General features: G+C 63.0%; 24 protein-coding genes and 1 pseudogene. 10 read left to right on the top strand and 15 right to left on the bottom strand.

What is annotated here, in order from left to right; all coding sequences use genetic code 11:
* Positions 1 to 43: 43 nt before the first annotated feature.
* From ACX3OW_RS13885 to ACX3OW_RS13870, 4 genes and pseudogenes are all read right to left on the bottom strand, one after another.
* Positions 44 to 397, bottom strand: a pseudogene (locus ACX3OW_RS13885) (terminase large subunit domain-containing protein); the annotation flags it as partial.
* A gap of 46 nt (positions 398 to 443) precedes the next feature.
* On the bottom strand, positions 444 to 866 hold the full coding sequence (locus ACX3OW_RS13880; protein WP_459096382.1) for a hypothetical protein: 423 nt from the start codon (positions 864 to 866) through the stop codon (positions 444 to 446).
* 325 nt (positions 867 to 1,191) lie between these two features.
* Positions 1,192 to 2,448 (bottom strand): Hsp70 family protein, encoded by a 1,257-nt coding sequence (locus ACX3OW_RS13875; RefSeq protein WP_459096381.1) that lies wholly within the window; start codon positions 2,446 to 2,448, stop codon positions 1,192 to 1,194.
* Between the two features lie 303 nt (positions 2,449 to 2,751).
* A complete protein-coding gene (locus ACX3OW_RS13870) occupies positions 2,752 to 3,402 on the bottom strand; it encodes a diguanylate cyclase domain-containing protein (RefSeq protein WP_459096380.1) in 651 nt (216 codons plus the stop codon).
* 240 nt (positions 3,403 to 3,642) lie between these two features.
* On the opposite strand from ACX3OW_RS13870, the gene ACX3OW_RS13865 reads away from it, so the two are divergent.
* Together ACX3OW_RS13865 and ACX3OW_RS13860 are read left to right on the top strand one after the other, a co-directional pair.
* Positions 3,643 to 4,104 carry a mobile mystery protein A gene (locus ACX3OW_RS13865; protein ID WP_459096379.1) on the top strand — a complete coding sequence of 154 codons (462 nt, stop codon included), beginning with the start codon at positions 3,643 to 3,645 and terminating at the stop codon, positions 4,102 to 4,104.
* On the top strand, positions 4,101 to 4,685 hold the full coding sequence (locus ACX3OW_RS13860) for a mobile mystery protein B (protein WP_459096378.1): 585 nt from the start codon (positions 4,101 to 4,103) through the stop codon (positions 4,683 to 4,685). The genes ACX3OW_RS13865 and ACX3OW_RS13860 overlap by 4 nt, the downstream gene beginning before the upstream one ends.
* Here ACX3OW_RS13860 and ACX3OW_RS13855 read toward each other — a convergent pair.
* The gene (locus ACX3OW_RS13855) at positions 4,682 to 5,137 is read right to left on the bottom strand and encodes a YcgN family cysteine cluster protein (protein WP_459096377.1); all 456 of its coding nucleotides are present in this window, start codon (positions 5,135 to 5,137) and stop codon (positions 4,682 to 4,684) included. The two genes, ACX3OW_RS13860 and ACX3OW_RS13855, sit on opposite strands and share 4 nt — an antisense overlap.
* Before the next feature lie 133 nt (positions 5,138 to 5,270).
* Here ACX3OW_RS13855 and ACX3OW_RS13850 point away from each other — a divergent pair, with 133 nt between their 5' ends.
* The 3 genes from ACX3OW_RS13850 (at position 5,271) to ACX3OW_RS13840 (ending at position 8,631) form a co-directional block, all read left to right on the top strand.
* Complete coding sequence (locus tag ACX3OW_RS13850; protein WP_459096376.1) at positions 5,271 to 7,427, top strand: transglycosylase domain-containing protein; 2,157 nt, start codon at positions 5,271 to 5,273, stop codon at positions 7,425 to 7,427.
* Positions 7,428 to 7,516: 89 nt separating this feature from the next.
* Positions 7,517 to 8,089 carry a DUF1214 domain-containing protein gene (locus ACX3OW_RS13845; protein WP_459096375.1) on the top strand — a complete coding sequence of 191 codons (573 nt, stop codon included), beginning with the start codon at positions 7,517 to 7,519 and terminating at the stop codon, positions 8,087 to 8,089.
* Positions 8,086 to 8,631, top strand: a complete 546-nt coding sequence (locus ACX3OW_RS13840) for a DUF1254 domain-containing protein (protein WP_459096374.1) — start codon at positions 8,086 to 8,088, stop codon at positions 8,629 to 8,631. Before ACX3OW_RS13845 ends, ACX3OW_RS13840 begins: the two co-directional genes overlap by 4 nt.
* Before the next feature lies 1 nt (position 8,632).
* On the opposite strand, the gene ACX3OW_RS13835 is transcribed toward ACX3OW_RS13840, so the two are convergent.
* Positions 8,633 to 9,277: a CatB-related O-acetyltransferase gene (locus ACX3OW_RS13835; RefSeq protein WP_459096373.1), complete on the bottom strand. Its 645-nt coding sequence runs from the start codon at positions 9,275 to 9,277 to the stop codon at positions 8,633 to 8,635.
* Between the two features lie 16 nt (positions 9,278 to 9,293).
* Positions 9,294 to 10,109 carry a hypothetical protein gene (locus tag ACX3OW_RS13830; protein WP_459096372.1) on the bottom strand — a complete coding sequence of 272 codons (816 nt, stop codon included), beginning with the start codon at positions 10,107 to 10,109 and terminating at the stop codon, positions 9,294 to 9,296.
* 363 nt (positions 10,110 to 10,472) lie between these two features.
* Here ACX3OW_RS13830 and ACX3OW_RS13825 point away from each other — a divergent pair, with 363 nt between their 5' ends.
* Positions 10,473 to 11,621, top strand: coding sequence for a DUF2336 domain-containing protein (locus ACX3OW_RS13825; protein WP_459096371.1), 1,149 nt, complete (start codon positions 10,473 to 10,475; stop codon positions 11,619 to 11,621).
* Between the two features lie 4 nt (positions 11,622 to 11,625).
* Here ACX3OW_RS13825 and ACX3OW_RS13820 read toward each other — a convergent pair whose 3' ends face one another.
* Genes ACX3OW_RS13820 through ACX3OW_RS13810 form a run of 3 tightly spaced genes read right to left on the bottom strand, consistent with a single transcriptional unit; the run spans position 11,626 to position 14,863 of the window.
* Complete coding sequence (locus tag ACX3OW_RS13820; RefSeq protein WP_459096370.1) at positions 11,626 to 11,964, bottom strand: DUF1491 family protein; 339 nt, start codon at positions 11,962 to 11,964, stop codon at positions 11,626 to 11,628.
* Positions 11,964 to 13,091, bottom strand: a complete 1,128-nt coding sequence (locus tag ACX3OW_RS13815) for a peptidoglycan-binding domain-containing protein (protein WP_459096369.1) — start codon at positions 13,089 to 13,091, stop codon at positions 11,964 to 11,966. The genes ACX3OW_RS13820 and ACX3OW_RS13815 overlap by 1 nt, the downstream gene beginning before the upstream one ends.
* On the bottom strand, positions 13,088 to 14,863 hold the full coding sequence (locus ACX3OW_RS13810; RefSeq protein WP_459096368.1) for a PAS domain-containing sensor histidine kinase: 1,776 nt from the start codon (positions 14,861 to 14,863) through the stop codon (positions 13,088 to 13,090). The genes ACX3OW_RS13815 and ACX3OW_RS13810 overlap by 4 nt, the downstream gene beginning before the upstream one ends.
* Positions 14,864 to 15,221: 358 nt before the next feature.
* On the opposite strand from ACX3OW_RS13810, the gene ACX3OW_RS13805 reads away from it, so the two are divergent.
* The 4 genes from ACX3OW_RS13805 to ACX3OW_RS13790 all read left to right on the top strand — a co-directional run bounded on the left by ACX3OW_RS13805 (position 15,222) and on the right by ACX3OW_RS13790 (position 17,005).
* Positions 15,222 to 15,515, top strand: coding sequence for a hypothetical protein (locus tag ACX3OW_RS13805; RefSeq protein ID WP_459096367.1), 294 nt, complete (start codon positions 15,222 to 15,224; stop codon positions 15,513 to 15,515).
* 339 nt (positions 15,516 to 15,854) lie between these two features.
* Entirely contained in the window at positions 15,855 to 16,064 is a 210-nt protein-coding gene (locus ACX3OW_RS13800) for a cold-shock protein (RefSeq protein ID WP_459096366.1), read from the top strand.
* 105 nt (positions 16,065 to 16,169) lie between these two features.
* Entirely contained in the window at positions 16,170 to 16,511 is a 342-nt protein-coding gene (locus ACX3OW_RS13795) for a hypothetical protein (RefSeq protein WP_459096365.1), read from the top strand.
* Between the two features lie 68 nt (positions 16,512 to 16,579).
* Positions 16,580 to 17,005, top strand: coding sequence for a SufE family protein (locus ACX3OW_RS13790; protein WP_459096364.1), 426 nt, complete (start codon positions 16,580 to 16,582; stop codon positions 17,003 to 17,005).
* Position 17,006: 1 nt separating this feature from the next.
* Here ACX3OW_RS13790 and ACX3OW_RS13785 read toward each other — a convergent pair whose 3' ends face one another.
* The 5 genes from ACX3OW_RS13785 to ACX3OW_RS13765 form a co-directional block, all read right to left on the bottom strand.
* Positions 17,007 to 17,480, bottom strand: coding sequence for an acyltransferase family protein (locus ACX3OW_RS13785; RefSeq protein ID WP_459096363.1), 474 nt, complete (start codon positions 17,478 to 17,480; stop codon positions 17,007 to 17,009).
* Entirely contained in the window at positions 17,414 to 18,073 is a 660-nt protein-coding gene (locus ACX3OW_RS13780; RefSeq protein ID WP_459096362.1) for an acyltransferase family protein, read from the bottom strand. Before ACX3OW_RS13780 ends, ACX3OW_RS13785 begins: the two co-directional genes overlap by 67 nt.
* Positions 18,074 to 18,126: 53 nt before the next feature.
* The gene (locus tag ACX3OW_RS13775) at positions 18,127 to 18,633 is read right to left on the bottom strand and encodes a DUF6456 domain-containing protein (protein WP_459096361.1); all 507 of its coding nucleotides are present in this window, start codon (positions 18,631 to 18,633) and stop codon (positions 18,127 to 18,129) included.
* Positions 18,623 to 18,994, bottom strand: a complete 372-nt coding sequence (locus tag ACX3OW_RS13770) for a helix-turn-helix domain-containing protein (protein WP_459096360.1) — start codon at positions 18,992 to 18,994, stop codon at positions 18,623 to 18,625. The genes ACX3OW_RS13775 and ACX3OW_RS13770 overlap by 11 nt, the downstream gene beginning before the upstream one ends.
* 171 nt (positions 18,995 to 19,165) lie before the next feature.
* Complete coding sequence (locus tag ACX3OW_RS13765) at positions 19,166 to 19,591, bottom strand: Ros/MucR family transcriptional regulator (RefSeq protein WP_459096359.1); 426 nt, start codon at positions 19,589 to 19,591, stop codon at positions 19,166 to 19,168.
* Positions 19,592 to 19,629 lie beyond the last annotated feature (38 nt).

The raw sequence follows: 19,629 nt of genomic DNA, 5'->3' as shown, positions 1-19,629 counted from the left end.
TGGCCCCGGCATTGTCGCCCGCCAATAGCTCCAGCTCGTCACACCAGGCGGCGGCAAATTGCGGCCCGCGAAACCGATCCGGATCGGAGGCCGACATCAAAGTCGCCTCCACCCCATTGGGCCAGATCAACTGCTGGCCCTTCAACAAAGGCCGCTCATCCACGTCGCAGACGGCAAAAATCCCGCTCTCGCCCCGCACCATGATGGCGAGCGCTTCACTCATGGTTTCGCCCACCAGCGCGATGGGCGAAATCTTCTGCGCTGCCAGCCCGCGCACCCATTCGGCGCCGGTGCGGGTCTTGCCGCAGCCCCGCCCACCGAGAAACAGCCAGGTCGTCCAGTCGCCCTCGGGCTCTTTCTGCTGCTCATAGGCCCAGCGGTTCCAGTCGTAGAACATGTCCACCACTGCTGCCTCGGACAGGGCCTCGACCTGGGTCTTCCCGTCAGCGGCGCTTATATTGATCAATGCGCTTGGCCAGCTTGTCGCGCAGATCGCGCATGTCGCGCTTCTGCGGCACCATTTCTGCCTTCACCTCATTGCCGGCCATGCTGGCCATCTTGTCGAAATTCTTGATCAGTTCCGTCAATTGCTGTGCCTCCTTGTCGCCCAATGTGTCGCCGCTGGCATTGCCCAGCTTGGTCACCTGCTTTTCCAGCACGGCGAACAGCCGCGCCATCGTCGAATCCTTCCGCTTGGCCAGGCTCGCCTGCCGCGAAATCCAACGCTCCTTGCGGCAGCGATATTCCAGCGCGCCCTTGGTGATGCCGAAGCGCAGGCAGATCTGCACCAGCGTTTCAATACTCTGCTCATAGGCACGCCGAATCTCCACCCAGTCGCGGGTGTCGGCAGATTTTAACGCTGTCATGAAAGGCCCCGGCTCGTCTGTGGGTCGGTGGCTTGCCACCACCTGACCCAATTTCCCGACCATGCCTGAACTATACCCCATCACCGTGACGCGGGGATAAGATGGATAAGTTTTTTGGTGGACGACCATAGATCGTCACCCCACCACCGCCCGTCACCCTCGGGCTTGGAAGGGATGATCCCGCAATCGTCCCCAACGCCGCCACACCCCCGATGTCATCCCGGCCTTGAGCCGGGACCCATCTTGAGATGGAGTCACCCGCGCGATCTCAGGATGGGCCCCGGCTTTCGCCGGGGTGACACCGTGTTTGGGGCGAGATTTTCCCTCACCCAAACTTCCGCTTCGCATCCAACGCCAGCCCGAGCCCCACGCTCCCCAGCACATCGGTCCGCACCAGCTCCGCCTCTGGAAACAGCGCCCGCAACCGCCCGGCAATCGCCGGCACCTGCGTCGAGCCCCCCGTCAAAATCAAACTGTCGATATCCCCCGCCGTCACCCCTGCCCGCGTCAGCGCTTCCCCAATCGTCGCCTCGATCCGCCCCACCGCCAGCCGCAGCGCCTCGGTCAAATCCGCGATGCTCATTGCCGTCTCGATCCGCCGGTCCCGCACCGGAAACACAAATTCCGTCGCATCCGCATCCGACAGCGCAATCTTGGCCGCTTCCACCGCGCCGACCAGCCGATGCCCCAGTCGATCCTCGATCAGCTCCATCATCAGCTCCACCCGCCCCGGCGCCTGCGCCTCGCGCTTGGTGCCGCGCAAATCGCGCAGGGTCTGCGCCGTATAGAGCCGGTTGATCCGGTGCCAGGTCGACAAATCATAATACGGCGCCACCGGCAGATGCCGCTTGCCGTCCAGCGTGCGCGTGCCCAGCCCCAGCTCCGGCATCACCTTGGCCATCGACAGCAGCCGGTCAAAGTCCGTCCCGCCGACATGCACACCCGCCGTCGCCAGAATATCGCCGCCGCGCTCCGCCGCACGGGCCCGCTCCGGCGACACCCGCACCACCGAAAAATCCGACGTACCACCACCCAGATCGACAATCAGCGCCAGCCTCTCGCTCGTCACCTGCCGCTCATAGTCCAGCGCGGCGGCAATCGGCTCGAACTGAAAATCGATGTGGCGAAACCCCTGCGCCCGCACCGCGCCTTCCAGCTGATCCTGCGCGGCCCGGTCCGCTACCGTATCATCATCGACAAAATGCACCGGCCGGCCGCAGACCACGCTATCCACCACGCCGCCCAATTCGGTCTCGGCCCGGCGCTTCATCTCGGCGATGAACATGCCCAAAATCTCGACAAAGCCATAGCTGCGCGCCTTGACCCGCGTGGTGTCCCCGATCAGCGCCGTGCCCAGCACGCTTTTGAGCGAGCGCATCAGCCGCCCATCGGCGCCGCTGACATATTCCGCCACCGCCTGCCGGCCGAAATGGACGGTGTCATCCTCAAAGCCGAAAAAGATCACGCTGGGCAGCGTCTGCCGGCCATCCTCCAGCGCCAGCAATTGCGGCACGCCGGCGTCATCGAGCCGGGCAAAGGTGGAATTGGACGTGCCAAAGTCGAGGCCGCAAACAAGGGTCATGGCATGCCATCCATAATGGGGACCGCGCCCAACGGCGCGCAAAGGACGGCTGTCTTAGTGGGTCAGGGGAAGACTGGCAACAGGCGGCGGCCTCCGCCGCCCCGGCCGTCTGTGTTCAGACCTCGCCCCACCCACCGGCCCTCCCCTCGCCCCTTGTGGGAGAGGGACAGGATTTCTGCGTTCAGCAGAAATCCAGGGTGAGGGGTCCTGCGCCCGCCCATGCATAGATGCTTGTGGAAACGCCCCCTCATCCGCCCCTTCGGGGCACCTTCTCCCACAAGGGGAGAAGGAAGGGGTGGGTGCCTAAGCCGCCTTGCGCCGCTTCTGCGTCGGGCGCAAATCGACGCCTTCGATCCGGCTCATGCCCTTGCGCTGCGCCTTTTTCAGCGCTTCGGCGGCGGCTTCGAAAAACTTGCGGTCGTAATGACCCTCTGGATTGATCACCGCCAGCCCCTGGCTGATGGTGACGATACCGGCATGACTTTCCTTATGCGCCAGCGACAGTGCCTTCACTGCATCGGCGATCTTGGCGGCGGTAGCCCGCGCCATCAGCACCGGCAGGTCCGGCAGCACGATGACAAAGCTGCTCCGCCCCATCCGCAAACAGGTGTCGGTCTCGCGCGGCAGCGTCGCCTTGATCGCCCCCAGCACCGAGAGCAGGCAATCATCGGTCACGGCGCGGCCATAGGCGGTAAAATAATCGGCGAAGCGATCGACCTCGATCACCAGCAGGCTCATCGAGACATTGCGACCCGCCGCCAACCGCCAGCCCAGCGCCAGTTCCTCGTCGATCCGCGCACCCAGCCGGGGCTTCATGCCGATGGAGCGGGCAATTGCCGCCTGCCCATAAGCCGGCACTCGCTCCTGTCGCACAGGACGCATCGCCCCCAGCGCCACGCGCACGCGGGCCCAGAAATGTTCACTTGAGTCTTTGGCAGTCGCGATATCGGTCATGTTGCCGCCTATCCTGGGCTCACGCACCGCCCGATCTGGCCACAACATGGTTAATGCCGTGTAAAGACCTAGAGCTGCGGCATCCCAAACAAGACCCAATGCGAAGCTCCTGAACGAGGCCATGGCCTGATGTTCAAGCTATAAAACCAGGCCATAACCTGGTAACGATAGATTAAATGACAGGTTATAACCTGGCAAGTAACGCATAAAAACCAGGTCATAGCCTGGCAAGGAGCAGAAATGGCTTGGAACCGCAGGCTTCACCGAGCCCGCCTCAGTCTGGACCAGAAACTGGCGGCATTGCAGCCCGCCACTCAGTATCAGCCCCCGCCCAAGGGCTGGATACGCGCCCTCAGAGACGCGCTGGGTCTGTCATCTGCCCAGCTCGGCGACCGACTCGGCGTACGCTCGCAGTCGCTTGATGACATGGAGAAAAGCGAGGCTGCCGGCACCATTACCCTGGCGACGCTTCGGCGCGTCGGCCAGGCCATGGATTGCACCCTGGTCTATGCGCTGGTCCCCAACACTTCCTTGGAGGCCATGGTGCAGCGGCGCGCCGAGAGCTTGGCCGCCGCCGCCATAACCGGCGTGTCGCACAGCATGGCGCTGGAAGATCAGCAGGTCGCCGCCCCGCTCCGGCAGCAGGTCGACGACTATATCGAGGACCACATCTCCGAACGCGATCTTTGGCGACAGCCGTGACCGACATTTTTGCCGGCCCCGAAGGATCGACACCCCTCGCCCCCGAGGATCAAAAGGGACTGCGCCAGAGCTGGATCATCACCCGGCAAGACCTTAACGCGGCCGAGCAAGCCAATATCCTGGCCGGGCGCGCCTGGGCGCTGCGCAGCCGTATGGCCTTGACCAGCGAACCCTACCTCGCCCGCCTGCATCAGCGCATGTTCGGCGAGGTCTGGTCCTGGGCCGGAAAATGGCGGCGTGTCGAAACCAATATTGGCGCCCTGGCCCACGACATCCCAGTCCGGCTGCGGCAGTTTCTGGACGATATGGATTATTGGCTCGCCCACAACACCTATGGCCCCGATGAGCTGGCGACCCGCTTCCACCATGGCCTGGTGTCGATCCATCCATTCACCAACGGCAATGGCCGGCACACGCGCCTGGCGGCGGATTTGCTCTGCCGCCAGCTCGGCGTCGAGGCTTTCACCTGGGGTCGCCACAGCATCGACCTGCCCAGCGCTACCCGGCAGGCCTATCTGGCTGCCTTGCGCGCCGCCGACCAGCACGATTTCGCGCCGCTACTGGCCTTCGTTCGCTCCTAGAGCTTCTCGGGCGGTTCCCATTCGGGCCAGTCGACCGCGTGGTTCTCCCATTCGCCGGGCGCCACGTCCTGTTCGGCAAAGGTCCGGCCCCGGGCCGAGACGCCGACATCGATCACGGTTTGCGGATCGCCCGACACCAGCGGGTGCCACCAGGCCAGGCCCTTGCCCTCGGCGATGCGGCGATAGGCGCAGGTGGTGGGGATCCAGGGGATTTCGCGCACATTCTGCGGCGTCAGCTTGATGCAGTCGGGCACCTTGGCCTGGCGGTTGGGATAGTCGGTGCAACCGCAGGTATCGCCGTCGAGCAACTGGCAACGCACGTCCGAGGTGATCAGAATTCCGGTGTCTTCATCCTCGAGTTTGATCAGGCAGCAACGGCCGCAACCGTCGCAAAGGGATTCCCACTCCGCGGTGGTCATTTCTTCGAGGGTTTTTTCGTCCCAAAAGGCCATCTTAACTCGCTGCTGGTAAGTCTGTTGCCGGAATGCCCTTGCCGGCATCCAGGAGCAATCATATTCCAGCGATGCTGTTGCGTTGATCGCTGGCGGCGGACAACAGTCCGCCAAGGTGAGCTGAGGACGACTGGTGCAGGATCCGTTCTATACCAAAGAAAAGCGCAAGAAATCCTCCAGCATGCTGGCGGCCGACGCTTGGCTTGATTCTTCGCTCTACGAATTCTGGCAGGCGCTCGGTCGAGGCTATACCCGCTTTCAGGACTTCATGTCGATCTTTCACGTTGCCGGCATTAAACGCCTGTTCGTGGAACTGGTTAGCGACGGCTTCTCATTCTTGGCCATCGGCTGCGTGCTGATGACGGCGCTGGCCCTGCCGGCCTTTGACGCCACCGCTTCGGGCGAGTTCAACAAGGCAGAAGATTATTCAGTCGTCTTCCTTGATCGCTTCGGCACCGAGATCGGCCGGCGCGGCATTCGCTCCGACGATACCGTGGCGCTGGCCGACATGCCCGACTATCTGATCAAGGCTACCCTGGCCACCGAAGACCGGCGTTTTTATGACCATTTCGGCATTGACGTGGTCGGCACCCTGCGCGCGCTGATGAGCAATGCCGCTGGCGACAATTCCACCCAGGGCGGCTCCTCAATCACCCAGCAGCTGGCCAAGAACCTGTTCCTCTCCTCGGAAAGAACGCTGGAACGCAAGATCATCGAAGCGTTTCTCGCGGTCTGGCTGGAGTGGCACTACACCAAGGATGACATCCTCAAGCTGTATTTTGACCGCGCCTATATGGGCGGCGGCAATTTCGGCGTCGTCGCCGCCTCGGACTATTATTTCGACAAAAAGGTGCAGGACATCAACCTGGCCGAAGCCGCCATGCTGTCCGGCCTGTTCAAGGCTCCGACCCGCTACGCACCGCATGTTGACCTCGCCGCCGCGCGCGGCCGCGCCAATCTGGTGCTGTCCAACATGGTCGCGGCCGGTTTCCTCACCGAAGGTCAGGTCACCGCCGCCCGCCGCCATCCGGCGACCCCGGTCAGCCGCGCCGCCGATGCCAATTCGCCGAACTACTTTCTCGATTGGGCCTTCGAACAGTCCAAGCGCCTGATCGAAAGCCACAATCACGCGTCGAACAATTTCGTCGTCCGCACCACCATCGACACCACGCTGCAAAAATATGCCGAAGAGGCAGTGGTCTCAACCGTGCTGGAACAGGGCGAACAATATGACGTCAGCCAGGCCGCCATGGTGGTCACCGACACGGTCGGCGCCATCCGTGCCATGGTCGGCGGCACCGATTACGGCAAGAGCCAGTTCAACCGCGCCATCGTCTCCACCCGCCAGCCCGGCTCGGCCTACAAGATTTTCGTTTACTCCGAAGCCTTCGAACAGCTCGGCCTTACCCCGACTGACATGATCACCGACCGCCCGGTCTGCATCGGCGACTGGTGCCCGCAGAATTATGGCCGCAACTACAAGGGCACCGTGACCCTGGCCAGTGCCTTCGCCCAGTCGCTCAATACTGTGCCGGTAACCCTGTCGATCAAGACCGGCCGCGAGCCCATCGCCGCGCTCAGCCACCGCATGGGCCTGCAGGCCGACTATCCGGTCACCCGCTCGCTGGCTCTGGGCGTCGCCTCGGTGTCGGTGCTGGACATGACCTCGTCCTATGCCGTGCTGGCCAATCACGGCTACAAAACCCCGGCCTTCGGCATTACCCGCATGACCACGCTGGGCGGCGAGCTGGTCTATGAAGCCGATCCCGATGCGCCGCGCGAACGGGTGTTGAGCGAAACCACCGTCGCCAACATGAACTCCATGCTGCGCGGCGTGGTCACCGGCGGCACCGGCCGGCGCGGCGATGTGCCCGGCGTGCCCGTGCTTGGCAAATCGGGCACCACATCATCCTATCGCGACGCCTGGTTCTGCGGCTTTACCGGCAATTACGTCGCCGCCGTCTGGTTCGGCAATGACGATTACCACGCCACCAACAACCTCACCGGCGGCACCCTGCCGGCCATCGCCTTCCAGAAATTCATGGCCTATGCCCACACCAATATCGACATCAAGCCGGTGTTCGGCGTCGATTTCGCCATCACACCGGTGGTGGTTGCCGACACCGATCCAGCCCTCGAAGAAGACCTGGTCCAGCGCCCCCCCAGCCTGACCCAAGGCGCCGCCCGCAAACTCGTCGACCTCGCCAACCGCCTGGCCGCAACGCTACGCACCGCCACCACCCCGCCCACCGCTCAGGCGAGCATTCCCGCGCCGACGCAGGGGCTATGACCGATCTCCCCCCCTTGCTACAAGCGGGGCAGCCACTTTGCGCGCAGGTTTCGCCCATGCCGACTATTGCATCTCCGAGCCGCTGAACCGTGCGCTTCGTATTCCATCTGCTGCTGATGATCGCCGTGGCGCTGAGCGTCGGGTTCGGCCTCAGCTACTATGCGCTCACCGATGGCCGGCTGTTCGGCGTGGCGCAGGTCGGGCCGTGGGCTGCCTGGCCCGATGTCGGCGCCGCCGCGCCCAATCCCTATACGCGCGGCCATTTGGCTCGTACTGCGGCGCTCGAACTTGGCCAGGCCGAGGGCCTGCAATTTACCGCCAGCAGCGATAGCAGCGGCCAGCCACTGACGCGCGACTGCAGCTATCGCGTCGATGGCAAGACGCCGCTCGCCAATTTCTGGACGCTGGTGGCGCTGGATGAGGCGGGCGTCAATATCGCCGCGCCCGATGCCGCCCCCGCCATCCGCAGCAGCAGCATCGCCCGGGCCAATGATGGTTCCATCCTTATCAATCTCGGCACCCGCCTGCAGCCGCAGAACTGGCTGGAGCTGACCGGCGACGGCCCGTTCAAGCTGGTGCTGACCCTCTACGACACCGCCGCCTTCTCCGGCTTTTCCAGCGATGCTTCGATGCCCGTGATCATCCGGGGGGATTGCGAATGATCCGCTTGTTGATGTGGCTGCTGGGTGGCGTGGTGCTGGGTGGAATTATCCACATCGTCGTCATCCTCACGCTGCCCGCTCTGGCCGAGCAATCGGTATGGACCCGTGTGGCGGAGATCGAGGCCGATAACCGCGTGGTTATCCTGCCGCCGGTTGCGGCCGGCGACCCCAATCCGCTCGGGCTCGATCCGGCGCTGGTCTATGGCCTGTGCCGTGTCGATCTCGCCAATGGCCCGGCCTATGTCAGCGGTGTGCTACCGGACGCTTTCTGGTCGGTGGCGCTGTTCAACCAGTCCGGCATCGTCACCTATTCGACCACCAATCGCGACGGCATCGGCCAGACGCTGGAACTGGGCATTTTCAACGCCGCCCAGACCCGCCTGCTGGCCCAGCAGGAACTCGACATTGCCGAGGGCCTGCTGGTGGTTGAGGCCGCCAGCAACAAGCTGCTGATCCTGGTTCGGCTCGCCCCGCCGCACCAGGCGATGCGCCAGCGTTTCGAGCAGGAATTGGCAAAAGTGACTTGCGGTACGCGGGGCTAAGTCAGAGGCCCGCGTCGTAGGCGGCTGCGGCGGCCACCAGCGCATCCAGATCATCTGCGCTCAGCAAGGGCCGCAGCGCTTCGAACTTGGCGCGTTCCCATCGGTAGATGCCCAGCCCCAGCAGCGTCTCGACACTGGCGGCGGCGAAGCGCTGGCGCAGCGGCACGGCGGGGTTCCCGGCGACGATCATATAGGGCGCGACATCCTTGGTGACGATGGCGCCCGAGGCGATCACGGCGCCCTCGCCGATGTTGACGCCGGGCATGATCATGGCGCGCATGCCGATCCAGGCGCCGTCACCAATCACCGTATCACCCTTGCCAACATAGGATTCGACGATGGTTTCAGCGAAAGGATAGAGGCTGAACCAGTCCATGCGATGGGTATGGTTGCCCCCCATCAGGATCACCGCTTCGGCACCGATGCAGACATAGTCGCCGATATGCAGCTGGTCGATCTCCCAGCGCGGCTCCCAGCGGCCAAGGCTGAAGGCGTCGCCATAGTGATAGCGCACCACGCTGTCTTCGAACGAGCCGGTCCAGGCATTGCTGTAATAGCTGTTCTGGCCGCGTATATGAATGTTGGGATTGCGCACGGTCTCATGCAGATATTCAACAATCGACCAATGTTTGATGGGCGTATTCACGTCGTAGCCAAGTCCATTATTTGGGCAGCACGATTTCCGTGTCGCCGATTTTTTGAAAGCGCGATGGGATAACCAGACCAGTGCCGGGTCGGTTGGCGCCAGCATTGGCGCAGAAATCCCGGCTATTGGCGCGGCTGACAAAGCCCGATAGCCGCCGCAGCGCATCATCCACCGCCAGCGATTGCTCATGCGGGGTTTCGACCAGCAGGCTGTCGAGCGCGTAGTCATAGCTTTGATAGCGATAATTCAGAGCGCGCACAAACCAGGCGATGAAGGCATCATTCTCATATTTTCGTGCGGCAAGATTGTCACCGGTGGTCGGCGGCAGACCATTGCGCAACCCGTCATAGGCAATGGCGCGCTGCCGGTCGATCTCGACCACGGCGCAGATAGCGGCAAAAGTGGTCGGCAGTGTCTCGATATCGGCGCTGATATGGCGACCCACCGTCGAATAGCGCGTGCGCGACGACTGATATTCGGTGCGCTGCAGCCAGGCGTAATAGCGGTCGGCGGTAAAGGCCCCGTCCCGGGGCGGCGAAATCCGGGTGCGCTGCAGTTCAACCGCGCTGTCAAATTGCCAGTCCTTGGCATGCGCCGCGACGAGGAAGCGCCAGACGCGGTCATGCATCTCGGTTTCCTGATCGGTCTGGTTGAATTGTGACACCGGCTCCTTGCGATTGCGCGCATTGCGCTCGCCGGTCGCGGGCATCGACACGTCATGAATATAGCTGGGCGCGGCGCGGCCGAAATCGCCGACCGGTCGCGCGCTCGAGCAGGCAGCCAGCACTGTCACCAGCGCCACGACGCCAGCCCAACGAATAATCTTATCCACGCGTCTGCTTGTTCCGCGTCGAATTAAGCCGCTTGCTAGGTGGCGGCGGCGTCTGGCGCTCATAGCGCACCCCAGTAAACATCAATATCTGGGCGTCACCGGGCTGTTGCGGCCCAATTTTGGTGGCTTTCGGCCACTGATCGAATTTGACGAGCTTTCCCAAGCCAGCCTCCAATTTGCTCGCTCCCCCATTCCCATTGGAGGCCACGGTTCGTGTTTTCCATCGGCCGGTGCGACGCCCCTCGCCCTCCCGCCGATGTCCGCATTAAGAGATCGTCAAGGTTAACAGTCTGCTAACGAATTAGCGGCAAGAGTGGAAGCACATCAAATGTGATGCGATTCAGCTTAGACGGTCCCCGAGACATGCTTGGTTTTCAGCCTTACGAGACGTTTCAACTGCTTATCGAGACGGGCGGCGTCGACCGGACGAATACTCTGCTGATCGCGGCCTGCGACGCCTATGCGCGGCGCGGCAAACCGACCCCTCCCGAAATGGAACAGTTCGAAGCTCTGGCCGGCCGGCTATTCCCGATTGCCGGCGCCCAGGCTCGCGCCAAGGGCGCTGCCATTCTTGGCCGCGCCGAAATGCTGTCGGCACCGCTGGAACAGCTGGTGGTCGACAATATCGGTGAGGACCTCAACACCTTCCTGGCCGGGGCCACGGAATTGTCCGAGCCGACCATGCTCGACATCATCGCCCGCTACGATGTGCCGGCTGCAGCCACCATCGCGGCCCGCGCCGACCTCACCAATGTGGTGCTGGCCAAGCTGTTCCAGATGAATTCCCGCAAGGTTTACCGGGCCCTGGCGGCCAATACGGCCATCGTGCCACGCGGCGCTTACCTCAGCGCGCTAGCCCGTTCCGCTCAGATGGATCACATGGTCGCCGAGGCGCTGGCCCAGCGCAGCGACTTCGATACCGCCCTGCTCGCGCCGGCCTTCTTCGATCTGTCCGATGCCGACCGGGTCAAGGTCATCCAGGCTTTTGCCCATCGCGAAACCCCGGTGGCGCCGATCCGCAAGACCATCGAGCAGCTGTCGGTGGCCAATGCCGAACTGACCCAGGCGCTGATGAAGCTGTTCTCCGAGAACCGCCGCCCGGAAGTCACCCGCCTGCTGTCGCAGATTACCGGGCTAGATGAAGTCCGCTGCGGCCAGATCGCCCATGACGTTACCGGCGCTTCGCTGTTCGTCATCCTGCGCGCCTTTGGCTGCACTGCCTATGACGGGCTCAAGGTGCTGATCCACGCCACCAGCCACGACAGTGAACGCTCGCGCACGCTGGCCGATTTCGCGACGCTGTTCGGCAATGTGACGCCAGAATCAATGGCTTATCTGATGAGCGCTTGGCGCGGCGAGGTGAATTTGCTCGAGCTGAACAAGGCCGAATACAGGCCTTTCATCGACACCAGCCGCCGCACACCGGCCGCCTCGCTGGCTCCGGCGCATAATCCAATCGTCGATCAGGCCATCGAAGCCCTCGCCCGCATCGGCGCCCGCCGGGCGAGCTAGCGGCTTACGGGGAAACCACTTCGATCCCCGGATCATCGCCGCGCAGATCAAGGCTCAGCACCCACAGATCGGGGTCGAACTCGATCTCGCGGGCAATGCGGTCCCTGACGTCATGTGCCGCGGCATGGCTGAAACGGCGCTGGAACATCAGGCTGGCATCTTCTCGGCGGCTCGCCATCGGGGCCGGCATGAATAGCGAGCGCGTGCCATCGAGGTGATCGACCTCGATAAACACCTGCCCGGCGATCGGGTCGCCACGGCGCGACACCACGCACATATTGCCCAGATCATTGTGGCGCCGCACGAAGACGCCGCACCACAAATCGCTGCGGAGCGAACTCACTAGATATCCGCGCCGGCCTGCCGCAACAGACCCACCAGATCAGGCTTCACCTGTCCGGTCACCCTGTAGCTATGGAAATTCTCGAACTCGCGGATGGCCCGCGCCGTGGCGTCGCCCGGATGGCCATCGATCGAGCCGTGATAGAAGCCGAGGCTGGCCAGTCCGCTCTGGATCGAGCTGACCAGCTGCATGTTATTGGCCGGCGCGACATTGGTCGCCGCCAGCATCTGGGCGGGCACCGCTTCGGGCTGCACCGCCGTTACCGGTCGCGGCGCACTCATCGGCTCAAGTGACGCCACCTGCACCGGAGCCGGCATGGGCTGCGGGCTGGGCGTTGCCATCAAGGGAAGCGCCGGGATCTGCTGAGCCGTGGGCGCGGTGCCTCGGCCACCATCAACGGCAGCAACGATAGAATCAATGGTCTGGGCGGCGGCATTGCCGATGGTGTCCACCGCCTGATCGACGGGCGACAAATCGGGCAGGCGCGCCACGACACGATCCGGCTGCGGCGCCGGCTGTACCACGGCGACCTGCTGCACGGGCGCTGGCGCTACCGGCGCTTGCTGGGCCACAGGCACCCGGCCCGACGCATCGGCGCGCATGATGGCGTCGATCACATCGCGGCTGAGCGCACCCGTCGGCGCCATGCCATTGCGGGTCTCGAACAGGCGAATCGCGTTGGCGGTCATCGGACCGTAAAAGCCATCGACGGTGCCGTTGAATATGCCGAGCTCGAACAGCTTCTTTTGTACCGCGAAGGCATCGGGGTTGCCGACGGGCGCATCGGGAAGTGCCCTTGGCGCAACGCTGCCGGTGGTTTCCTGAACGACCGGCGTCGCAGCCTGGCGCATCGGCGCCGGCATCGGCTCGGGCGCCAGCTGGGGCTGGATCACCGCCACCGGCACATCCATCGCCGGGGCGAAGAATGGCGAGGGGTGGCGTTCGGTCTGGAAATACAGGGCGTTGCTGGCCGCCAGCGCGGTCAGCGTGACCATGGCCAGCAGGCCCGTCGAGGCCAGTGGCGCGCGCATATACTGCGCCATGGTCCAAAGTCCTGCGCGGCCGAGCGTGGCCGCAACGGCGCTGCCCGCCGCGAGGGGCAGGCGAGAGAAGGTGGTTGCCGTCATTGCGCTTTTCTTTTTTCGTCTTGCCATGAATATGTCGGAGCGGCGGGCGGCTCTTTACGGAGTGGAGTGATGGACGCAGTCTCGCCGGTCTTTATTGCCGGACCGTTTATAGGAAGCAAAACAGTCACGGTTGTCCCCGCTCCAATTTCAGACATGGCCCGCAGCGTGCCCTGATGCAAGTCCACCAAACCCTTGACGATGGACAGACCGAGCCCGGTGCCCTCATAGCGGCGCGCCAACCCGTCCTGAGCCTGGAAGAACGGCTCGCCGATCCGGCTCAGTGATTCGGGCGCCATGCCGACGCCGTGGTCGCTGACCGACAGATTGAGGTTCTGGCCCTGCCGCTTGAGGCTCACCGTCACCCGGCCGCCCGGCTGGCTGAACTTGACGGCATTGGACAACAGGTTGAGCAAAATCTGCCGGCAGGCGCGCTCATCGGCGACCAGCATCGGCAGCTGGCTGGCGATATCGGTCACCAGCGACACCTGCTGCTTCTGCGCCATGGCCTCGACCATGCTGAAGCAGGGCTCGATCATGGTCTCGACCACGAAGGGCTCAGTCTGCAGTTCAAACTTGCCGGCTTCGATCTTGGACATATCGAGCAGCATCCGTACCACTTCGATCAAATGCTTGCCGCTCTGATGGATCAGGCCGGCATATTCCCGATGGGTCGTCGACAATTCGCCGCCGATGCCGCTGGTCATCATTTCGGAAAAGCCGACCACGGCGTTGAGCGGGGTGCGCAATTCGTGACCGATGGTGGCCAGGAAGCGCGATTTGGCATTGGAGGCCTCCTCGGCGGCGCGGCGCGCCTCGCTCATGGCGATCTCGTTATCCTTGCGACTAGTGATGTCGCGGAACAGCGCCACCACCTCATGCCGCTGTCCGGCGGTCTCCGCATCAAGCACCGGCGAAAAGCTGATTTCCACCCAGATGAAATGCGGCACAGCGGTCGCGGCGCGGGCATCGTCCTGGCGCATCCGCACCTCGATGATCCGCGACTGCCCACCCTGATTGGCATCGGCAAACGCCGTCAAATAGGCAGGGCGGTCCAGCACATGCAGGCGCTCGCCCAGCCCGCCACCCGACAATTCATAGCGACGGCAGCCGAACAGCTGCTCGGACGAGCGCGAAGCCAGCAGGATTTCTCCGTCGCTGGAAAAGCGGATAACGCCGTCTTGCACATGCTCGATCAGGTGGCGATAGGCCGTCATCTGGGCCTTGTCATAGACTTCATAGCCCGCATTGATGCGGTTGCCGCTGTGGACCACCACACCCGCGCAGCCAATAAAAGCCGCGCCGGCAGTGCCCAGCAGCACAGATGCGTCCACCGGAATGGCCGGCACGCCAAAGGCGGCGGTGATGCAGGCCAGTGCCAGCACGCCGGCAAACATAACCCAGCTCTGGCGCCGCAATTGCTGACGGCCGAGCAAGGACGCCATGATCGGCGCCAGCACGGCGATGGCCAGCCCGGCATCGCCCAGCCGGCTGTCGGCCAGCGTCAGAATGCAGCCCATGACCAGCATGGCATAGACCTGCCCGGCTGCGGCCTGCTCGAACAGCTGACGCTGATGCAGTGCCAGCGTGGTCATGCCAGCTGCCAGCCCGATTGCCGCGATGGCAAACGGCACCGGGCTACCGGTCACCAGCCAATAGACAGCAAGCGGCATGCACAGCGCGCCGAGCAGAATCAGGATGCGGGAATTATTGGCGAGCGTCTTGCGGCGCAGCATTTCCGGCCGGTGACCGCCCCCGGCAACGGCCAGGGACATCTCTTTGCTTGCGCTGAAAGAGAACAGGCTACGCATACGCATTACTCACTATCACGACGCCAGCAGTTATGGAGCCTGGTGCTCCAGAACGCCTGAATGGGTTTCAGGTCTTGTTGCCCCTACCCTGCCGTCCAAGAGTTGAAGGCGAGCTTAAATCTGCGGCTGTGGCCGGCCTGCGGCGGCTCTGTACCGGGCCTTTCACGGGTTAGAGTAAACAAGGCGTTGCCCTGCTCGCGATGGCGGTCGGTGGTATTTGTGTAAAATTTTATCGAAATGCCCCAATCCGGCTTAACGGGGGCTGCTTAATCTGGGTCATGCAGGCCGAGGCAGGTCTGCGACACAGGTTCTGGATAAAGCAATGTTCGTAGTGGTTCGCTCCGTTTTCTGGCTGACACTCGCCTATATGGTGATCAAGCCCGGCATCGACTTGCCCGACGCCAGCGCGCTGTCGGCGCAGGCGATGGAAGCCGGCAGCCGCGTCGTTGCCGAACAGATCCAGAGCATCGAATGCGACAATTTCCAGTGCGCCGGCGGCAAGGCCATTGTGGCGGCAGCACTGCAGGCCTCCCCGTCCGTCGGTCTCCCCATGCATGTGCAGCCGGCGAACAATTCGGCCCCCATTCCCCGGCCCCGGCCGGACTGGGCGGGATAACAGGAGGCTCGGCCTCCGAACGAAACCCAGCGGTCGCGTCACTTCCCCAAGCGACGCACTCCAGCGACCCTGGCCCTGCCGCAAGCACGCTGCCCCGTGCTTGCGGCTTTTTCCTTTGTGCAGGCGGCCAAAATCGCCACTGATTCGTCCTGCCTTGCTATCGCCACCAACAGCACCTATATGTCCGTCATACGTTTGAGCTACATGGCTACCTGACCCCCCGGCTTGCCGGTCTTAGATACCCCCCTGTTTTTGAGAGCGTTTATCCCTGCCCGGCATGTGTCGGGCAGCAATGATGCTTTCTGGCTATGCCAGGGCACTACCTAAGAGAGACTATCCATGATCACCGGCACCGTAAAATTCTTCAATTCCACCAAGGGCTTCGGTTTTATTTCGCCTGAAGACGGCAGCAAGGACGCTTTCGTCCATGTGTCCGCCGTCGAGCGCTCCGGCCTCAACGGGCTCTACGAAGGTGACAAGGTCACCTATGAGCTCGAGACCGGCCGTGACGGCAAGGCTTCGGCCACGAACCTGACGCTCGTTCAGTAAACGACGTGCCGGGCCCGCCATCGGCGGGCCTGGCAACCGCCTCAAGGCCAACAGGCCGAGGCGCAGATAAGGCCCCGCGCATTTGCCCGGGCCAATAGAGAAACAATGACATACCCAGACTTTCACGCTCGCGCCGAGCTTTACCTCGGCAGCGACTGGCACACTGCAGCTGCGCAGGGTGCTCGCTCTTTTGCTACTGCAGCCCAAGCTATCCGCTTTGCCCTCGAAGAAGCCGCTCCTGTGAGCCTTCGCGGCGCCAAGCTCCTGATCGGCGACGCCTCTTTTGAGCGCGACGAACTTGCGGCGCTGTATCGCAGCCCCGATTTCCCGTTGCCTCGCAAGGGCGATATCAAGCGCTCACGCGCTCGCCGCGCCCGCAATCGTCGGGCTGCCCAGACGCCGACGCGTACGCGCATCGGCCGGGCCAACCACGCGGTCATGGCCTAGGCCATAAACCACCAGAGCGGCACACGCCGCTCTGGTAAAGCCGCCCTGCTTTGACTAGATATCCGCTTATGAGCGAACCCCAAGCCTTCCAGGACATTGCCGACAATCTTTCCTTTCTTGACGATTGGGAGGACCGACTGAATTACGTCATCGAGCTTGGCCAGGCCCTTCCGCAGATGCAGGAAACCGACAAGACCGCCGACAATAAGGTCAAGGGTTGCGTGTCAAATGTCTGGCTGGTGTCCAGCGCGGACCGCTCTGACGGGGCTCCCATCATGACCTTCCGCGGTCAGTCGGATGCCATCATCACCAAGGGCCTGGTGGCGGTCCTCATCGCGCTCTATTCCGGCCGACCGGCCGCGGAGATCGCCAAAACCGATGCTGTTGCCTGGTTCAAGAATATCGGCCTGAGCGAGCATCTGGGCATGCAGCGCTCCAATGGCCTTGTCGCCATGGTCAACCGCATCAGGCGGGAAGCCGCCGAGTTGCTGTAGCCTATTCGGCCGCCTGTGCCACCGGCGCTGGACGCCGTGCGCCGAGCAAGGCGCTGAAATAGCGCAAGGCCGGCTGCTCGACGAAACGATACAGCAGCAAGCCGGCGATGGTGCCCCCGGCAATCGATACGGCGGCGACGAAATAGTCAGCCCACAGATCGGCCGGGTCCAGCAGCTTGAAGGCCAGCCCCGCCAGAATCGCCACCTCATAGATGTGGACCAGATAGATCGAATAGGACGCGTCGCCGATCCGTTCGAGAATGGCCACGCGTGGCAGCCGCGGCTCAAAGTGGATTCCCAGCAGCACCAGCGCCGAGGCGAACAGCACAAAGCCGGCAAAGGCCAGGCCGTCCTCCATCACCCCGCGATCCACGGCGAAGCCTTCGATCAGCCCGGCCAATCCCAAAATTAGCGCCGCATAGAGCGCCAAACGCGGCAGCGTGCCGATGCGGTCGCGGAGAGTCGCCAGGCCCAACCAGGCCCCGGCACAAAAGCCAGTGGCATGAAGCTGGTGTAAAATTGGGGAATGGCCGGCTCGGGCTGCAGCAGCGCGCCCGTCACCGCCAGTGCGGTGAACGCGATCGTCAGCCACAGCACCCGCGCGCCAGCGCCAAAAAATGCCAGCAGCGCGAAACAGACATAGAAAAAGACTTCGTAGTTCAGCGTCCAACCCAGTTTGTAGAGCGGGTGGAGGCCTTCGCTCACCGGGTTGTAAAACGGGATAAACAGCAGCGACAGCAGCAGTTGGCCGGTGTCATAGACCGTGGTCTTGAACAGCTGCGGCGCCAGCAGCGCCAATGCGGCGGCGATCAGGGTGGCGCCCCAATACATCGGAACGATGCGGATGACGCGGCGACGCAGGAAATCACCCGCCGAAAAGCGCCCTTCCCCGGTCACCGCGACCATGATGAAGCCCGAAATGACGAAGAACAGGATGACGCCGAGCCATCCCAGCCGGCCATAGCCGATATGGTGTTCGACGATCGGATAGAGCAACGCATGCGACGCCAGCACGAAAATGGCCGCCAGGCCGCGCAAATACTGGATGGAGATGAACTTCTGCCGCATGGCGTTTTCTACCACGCCTGGTCACGCGCCGATTATTACGGATCATTGCATAGTTAAGGACTGTTCTCTGCGATCAGCGGCAAGCGGGCCTCAAGCCAGCCCTGCGTCGTCCCACTACCCTTGCCCCTCGCCTGTGCTGACAGACCAAATTGGGCGGCCAATTGCTCAAGCCCGATGCGCAGCACCAGCTTGGCGCTGCGTCGCGGCCAGCGCCGCTCCGTCTCGATCAGTTGCAGGCCCTTACCCAGGCCGTAAACATCGAACAGCACGCCCCAGCAATCGGCGGGCAACATGCCGGCCAGCTTGCTAAGCGCGAGCCGCGCCTGGGCAGCGCCGTCGCTGGCGCTTTCCACGCCATTCGCGCCGCCGCTACGGCCGCCAAGTCGCGTCGGATCATATGACATGGTGACACGCGGCGCGAGTTGCGCCCGCTGGATCAGCCGTTCGAGGCGCGCAGCCGCTGCCAGATGGTGCGCCGCCAGAAAGCCGGTATCGCCCTGCTCCCGCCCCGTCGCCAGCCGAGACAGCACCGCCTCGTCGTCCCTGAGCTTACGCGGCATGGCGGATCTCCTCCATGCCGGCTTCGATCTGGTGCTCGAGCCCCTCCACCTCGGCATCAAAGCGCGGATCATCGCGCATATCTTCGATCAAGGCACAGGCATATGAGACAGTTGTCCTATCCCGGCCAAAAGCCTCGCCAATCTCGGTCAGGCTGCGCCCGAGCACGACATGAGATAGATACATGGCCAACTGGCGGGCCCGCGCGGCCGGCAAGCGGCTGCGGCTTTTGTGGGTAAGCAGCCGAATAGGCACGTTTTTCTGGCGCGCTACCAGAGCGATGACATCATCGCAGGCGCGTTGCGCGCTGGGGCGCCCAGCAGCGGAGCGGCGCTTGGAGAAGCAGGTGTGGGCGTCGTGCATTGGCATGCCTCATCGCATGACGGAATTTATTCCTACATACTGCGACAGGGAAAGCCAGACGGGGATAAGTGCGAACTACAAATTCAAACGGCCGCTCTTGGGAGCGGCCGTTTGAACCTCGTTGTCGCCGGGGTCCAGATGGACGCGACGTTTCGTCGTGTAGTGCCTGGATCAGGCAGCAGCCTTGCGGCCGAGCCCATTATCCTTGGCCAATTTGGAGCGCGTTGCCGAATAGCTGGGCGCGACCATAGGATAATCCGTGGGCAGGCCCCACTTCTCGCGGTATTCTTCCGGCGACAGATTGTAATGCGTACGCAGGTGACGCTTCAGCGACTTGAACTTCTTGCCGTCTTCGAGGCAAATGATGAAGTCGGCGGAAACAGACTTGCGGATCGGTACTGCGGGTTTCAGTTCCTCGACAGGAACGGCAACCTCGTTAGACTGCAGACCACGCAAAGCACCATGAACCTCAGCGATCAGCTTGGGCAGATCGGTAACGCTCACAGAGTTGTGGCTGACATAGGCTGAGACGATTTCGGTGCTGAGCTCGATAAGATCGTGCTCGTAACCGGTCGTCGAGCCGGCGGTGTCACTCATATTTCAACCTTTCGCATTCTTTTCGGGCCATGACGAGG

It is taken from the genome of Devosia sp. A449 (assembly GCF_054489375.1).
Note: the sequence above shows the minus strand (reverse complement) of the source record. Positions and strands in the feature narration are given on the sequence as shown.

Bases quoted from the DNA above. Each gene is read 5' to 3' on its own strand.
- ACX3OW_RS13770 (WP_459096360.1), bottom strand. From the start codon at position 18,994: ATGCACGACGCCCACACCTGCTTCTCCAAGCGCCGCTCCGCTGCTGGG.
- ACX3OW_RS13775 (WP_459096361.1), bottom strand. From the start codon at position 18,633: ATGCCGCGTAAGCTCAGGGACGACGAGGCGGTGCTGTCTCGGCTGGCG.
- ACX3OW_RS13875 (WP_459096381.1), bottom strand. From the start codon at position 2,448: ATGACCCTTGTTTGCGGCCTCGACTTTGGCACGTCCAATTCCACCTTT.
- ACX3OW_RS13840 (WP_459096374.1), top strand. From the start codon at position 8,086: ATGATCCGCTTGTTGATGTGGCTGCTGGGTGGCGTGGTGCTGGGTGGA.
- ACX3OW_RS13780 (WP_459096362.1), bottom strand. From the start codon at position 18,073: ATGCGGCAGAAGTTCATCTCCATCCAGTATTTGCGCGGCCTGGCGGCC.
- ACX3OW_RS13870 (WP_459096380.1), bottom strand. From the start codon at position 3,402: ATGACCGATATCGCGACTGCCAAAGACTCAAGTGAACATTTCTGGGCC.
- ACX3OW_RS13805 (WP_459096367.1), top strand. From the start codon at position 15,222: ATGTTCGTAGTGGTTCGCTCCGTTTTCTGGCTGACACTCGCCTATATG.
- ACX3OW_RS13790 (WP_459096364.1), top strand. From the start codon at position 16,580: ATGAGCGAACCCCAAGCCTTCCAGGACATTGCCGACAATCTTTCCTTT.
- ACX3OW_RS13865 (WP_459096379.1), top strand. From the start codon at position 3,643: ATGGCTTGGAACCGCAGGCTTCACCGAGCCCGCCTCAGTCTGGACCAG.
- ACX3OW_RS13765 (WP_459096359.1), bottom strand. From the start codon at position 19,591: ATGAGTGACACCGCCGGCTCGACGACCGGTTACGAGCACGATCTTATC.
- ACX3OW_RS13800 (WP_459096366.1), top strand. From the start codon at position 15,855: ATGATCACCGGCACCGTAAAATTCTTCAATTCCACCAAGGGCTTCGGT.
- ACX3OW_RS13855 (WP_459096377.1), bottom strand. From the start codon at position 5,137: ATGGCCTTTTGGGACGAAAAAACCCTCGAAGAAATGACCACCGCGGAG.
- ACX3OW_RS13880 (WP_459096382.1), bottom strand. From the start codon at position 866: ATGACAGCGTTAAAATCTGCCGACACCCGCGACTGGGTGGAGATTCGG.
- ACX3OW_RS13825 (WP_459096371.1), top strand. From the start codon at position 10,473: ATGCTTGGTTTTCAGCCTTACGAGACGTTTCAACTGCTTATCGAGACG.
- ACX3OW_RS13795 (WP_459096365.1), top strand. From the start codon at position 16,170: ATGACATACCCAGACTTTCACGCTCGCGCCGAGCTTTACCTCGGCAGC.
- ACX3OW_RS13815 (WP_459096369.1), bottom strand. From the start codon at position 13,091: ATGACGGCAACCACCTTCTCTCGCCTGCCCCTCGCGGCGGGCAGCGCC.
- ACX3OW_RS13810 (WP_459096368.1), bottom strand. From the start codon at position 14,863: ATGTCCCTGGCCGTTGCCGGGGGCGGTCACCGGCCGGAAATGCTGCGC.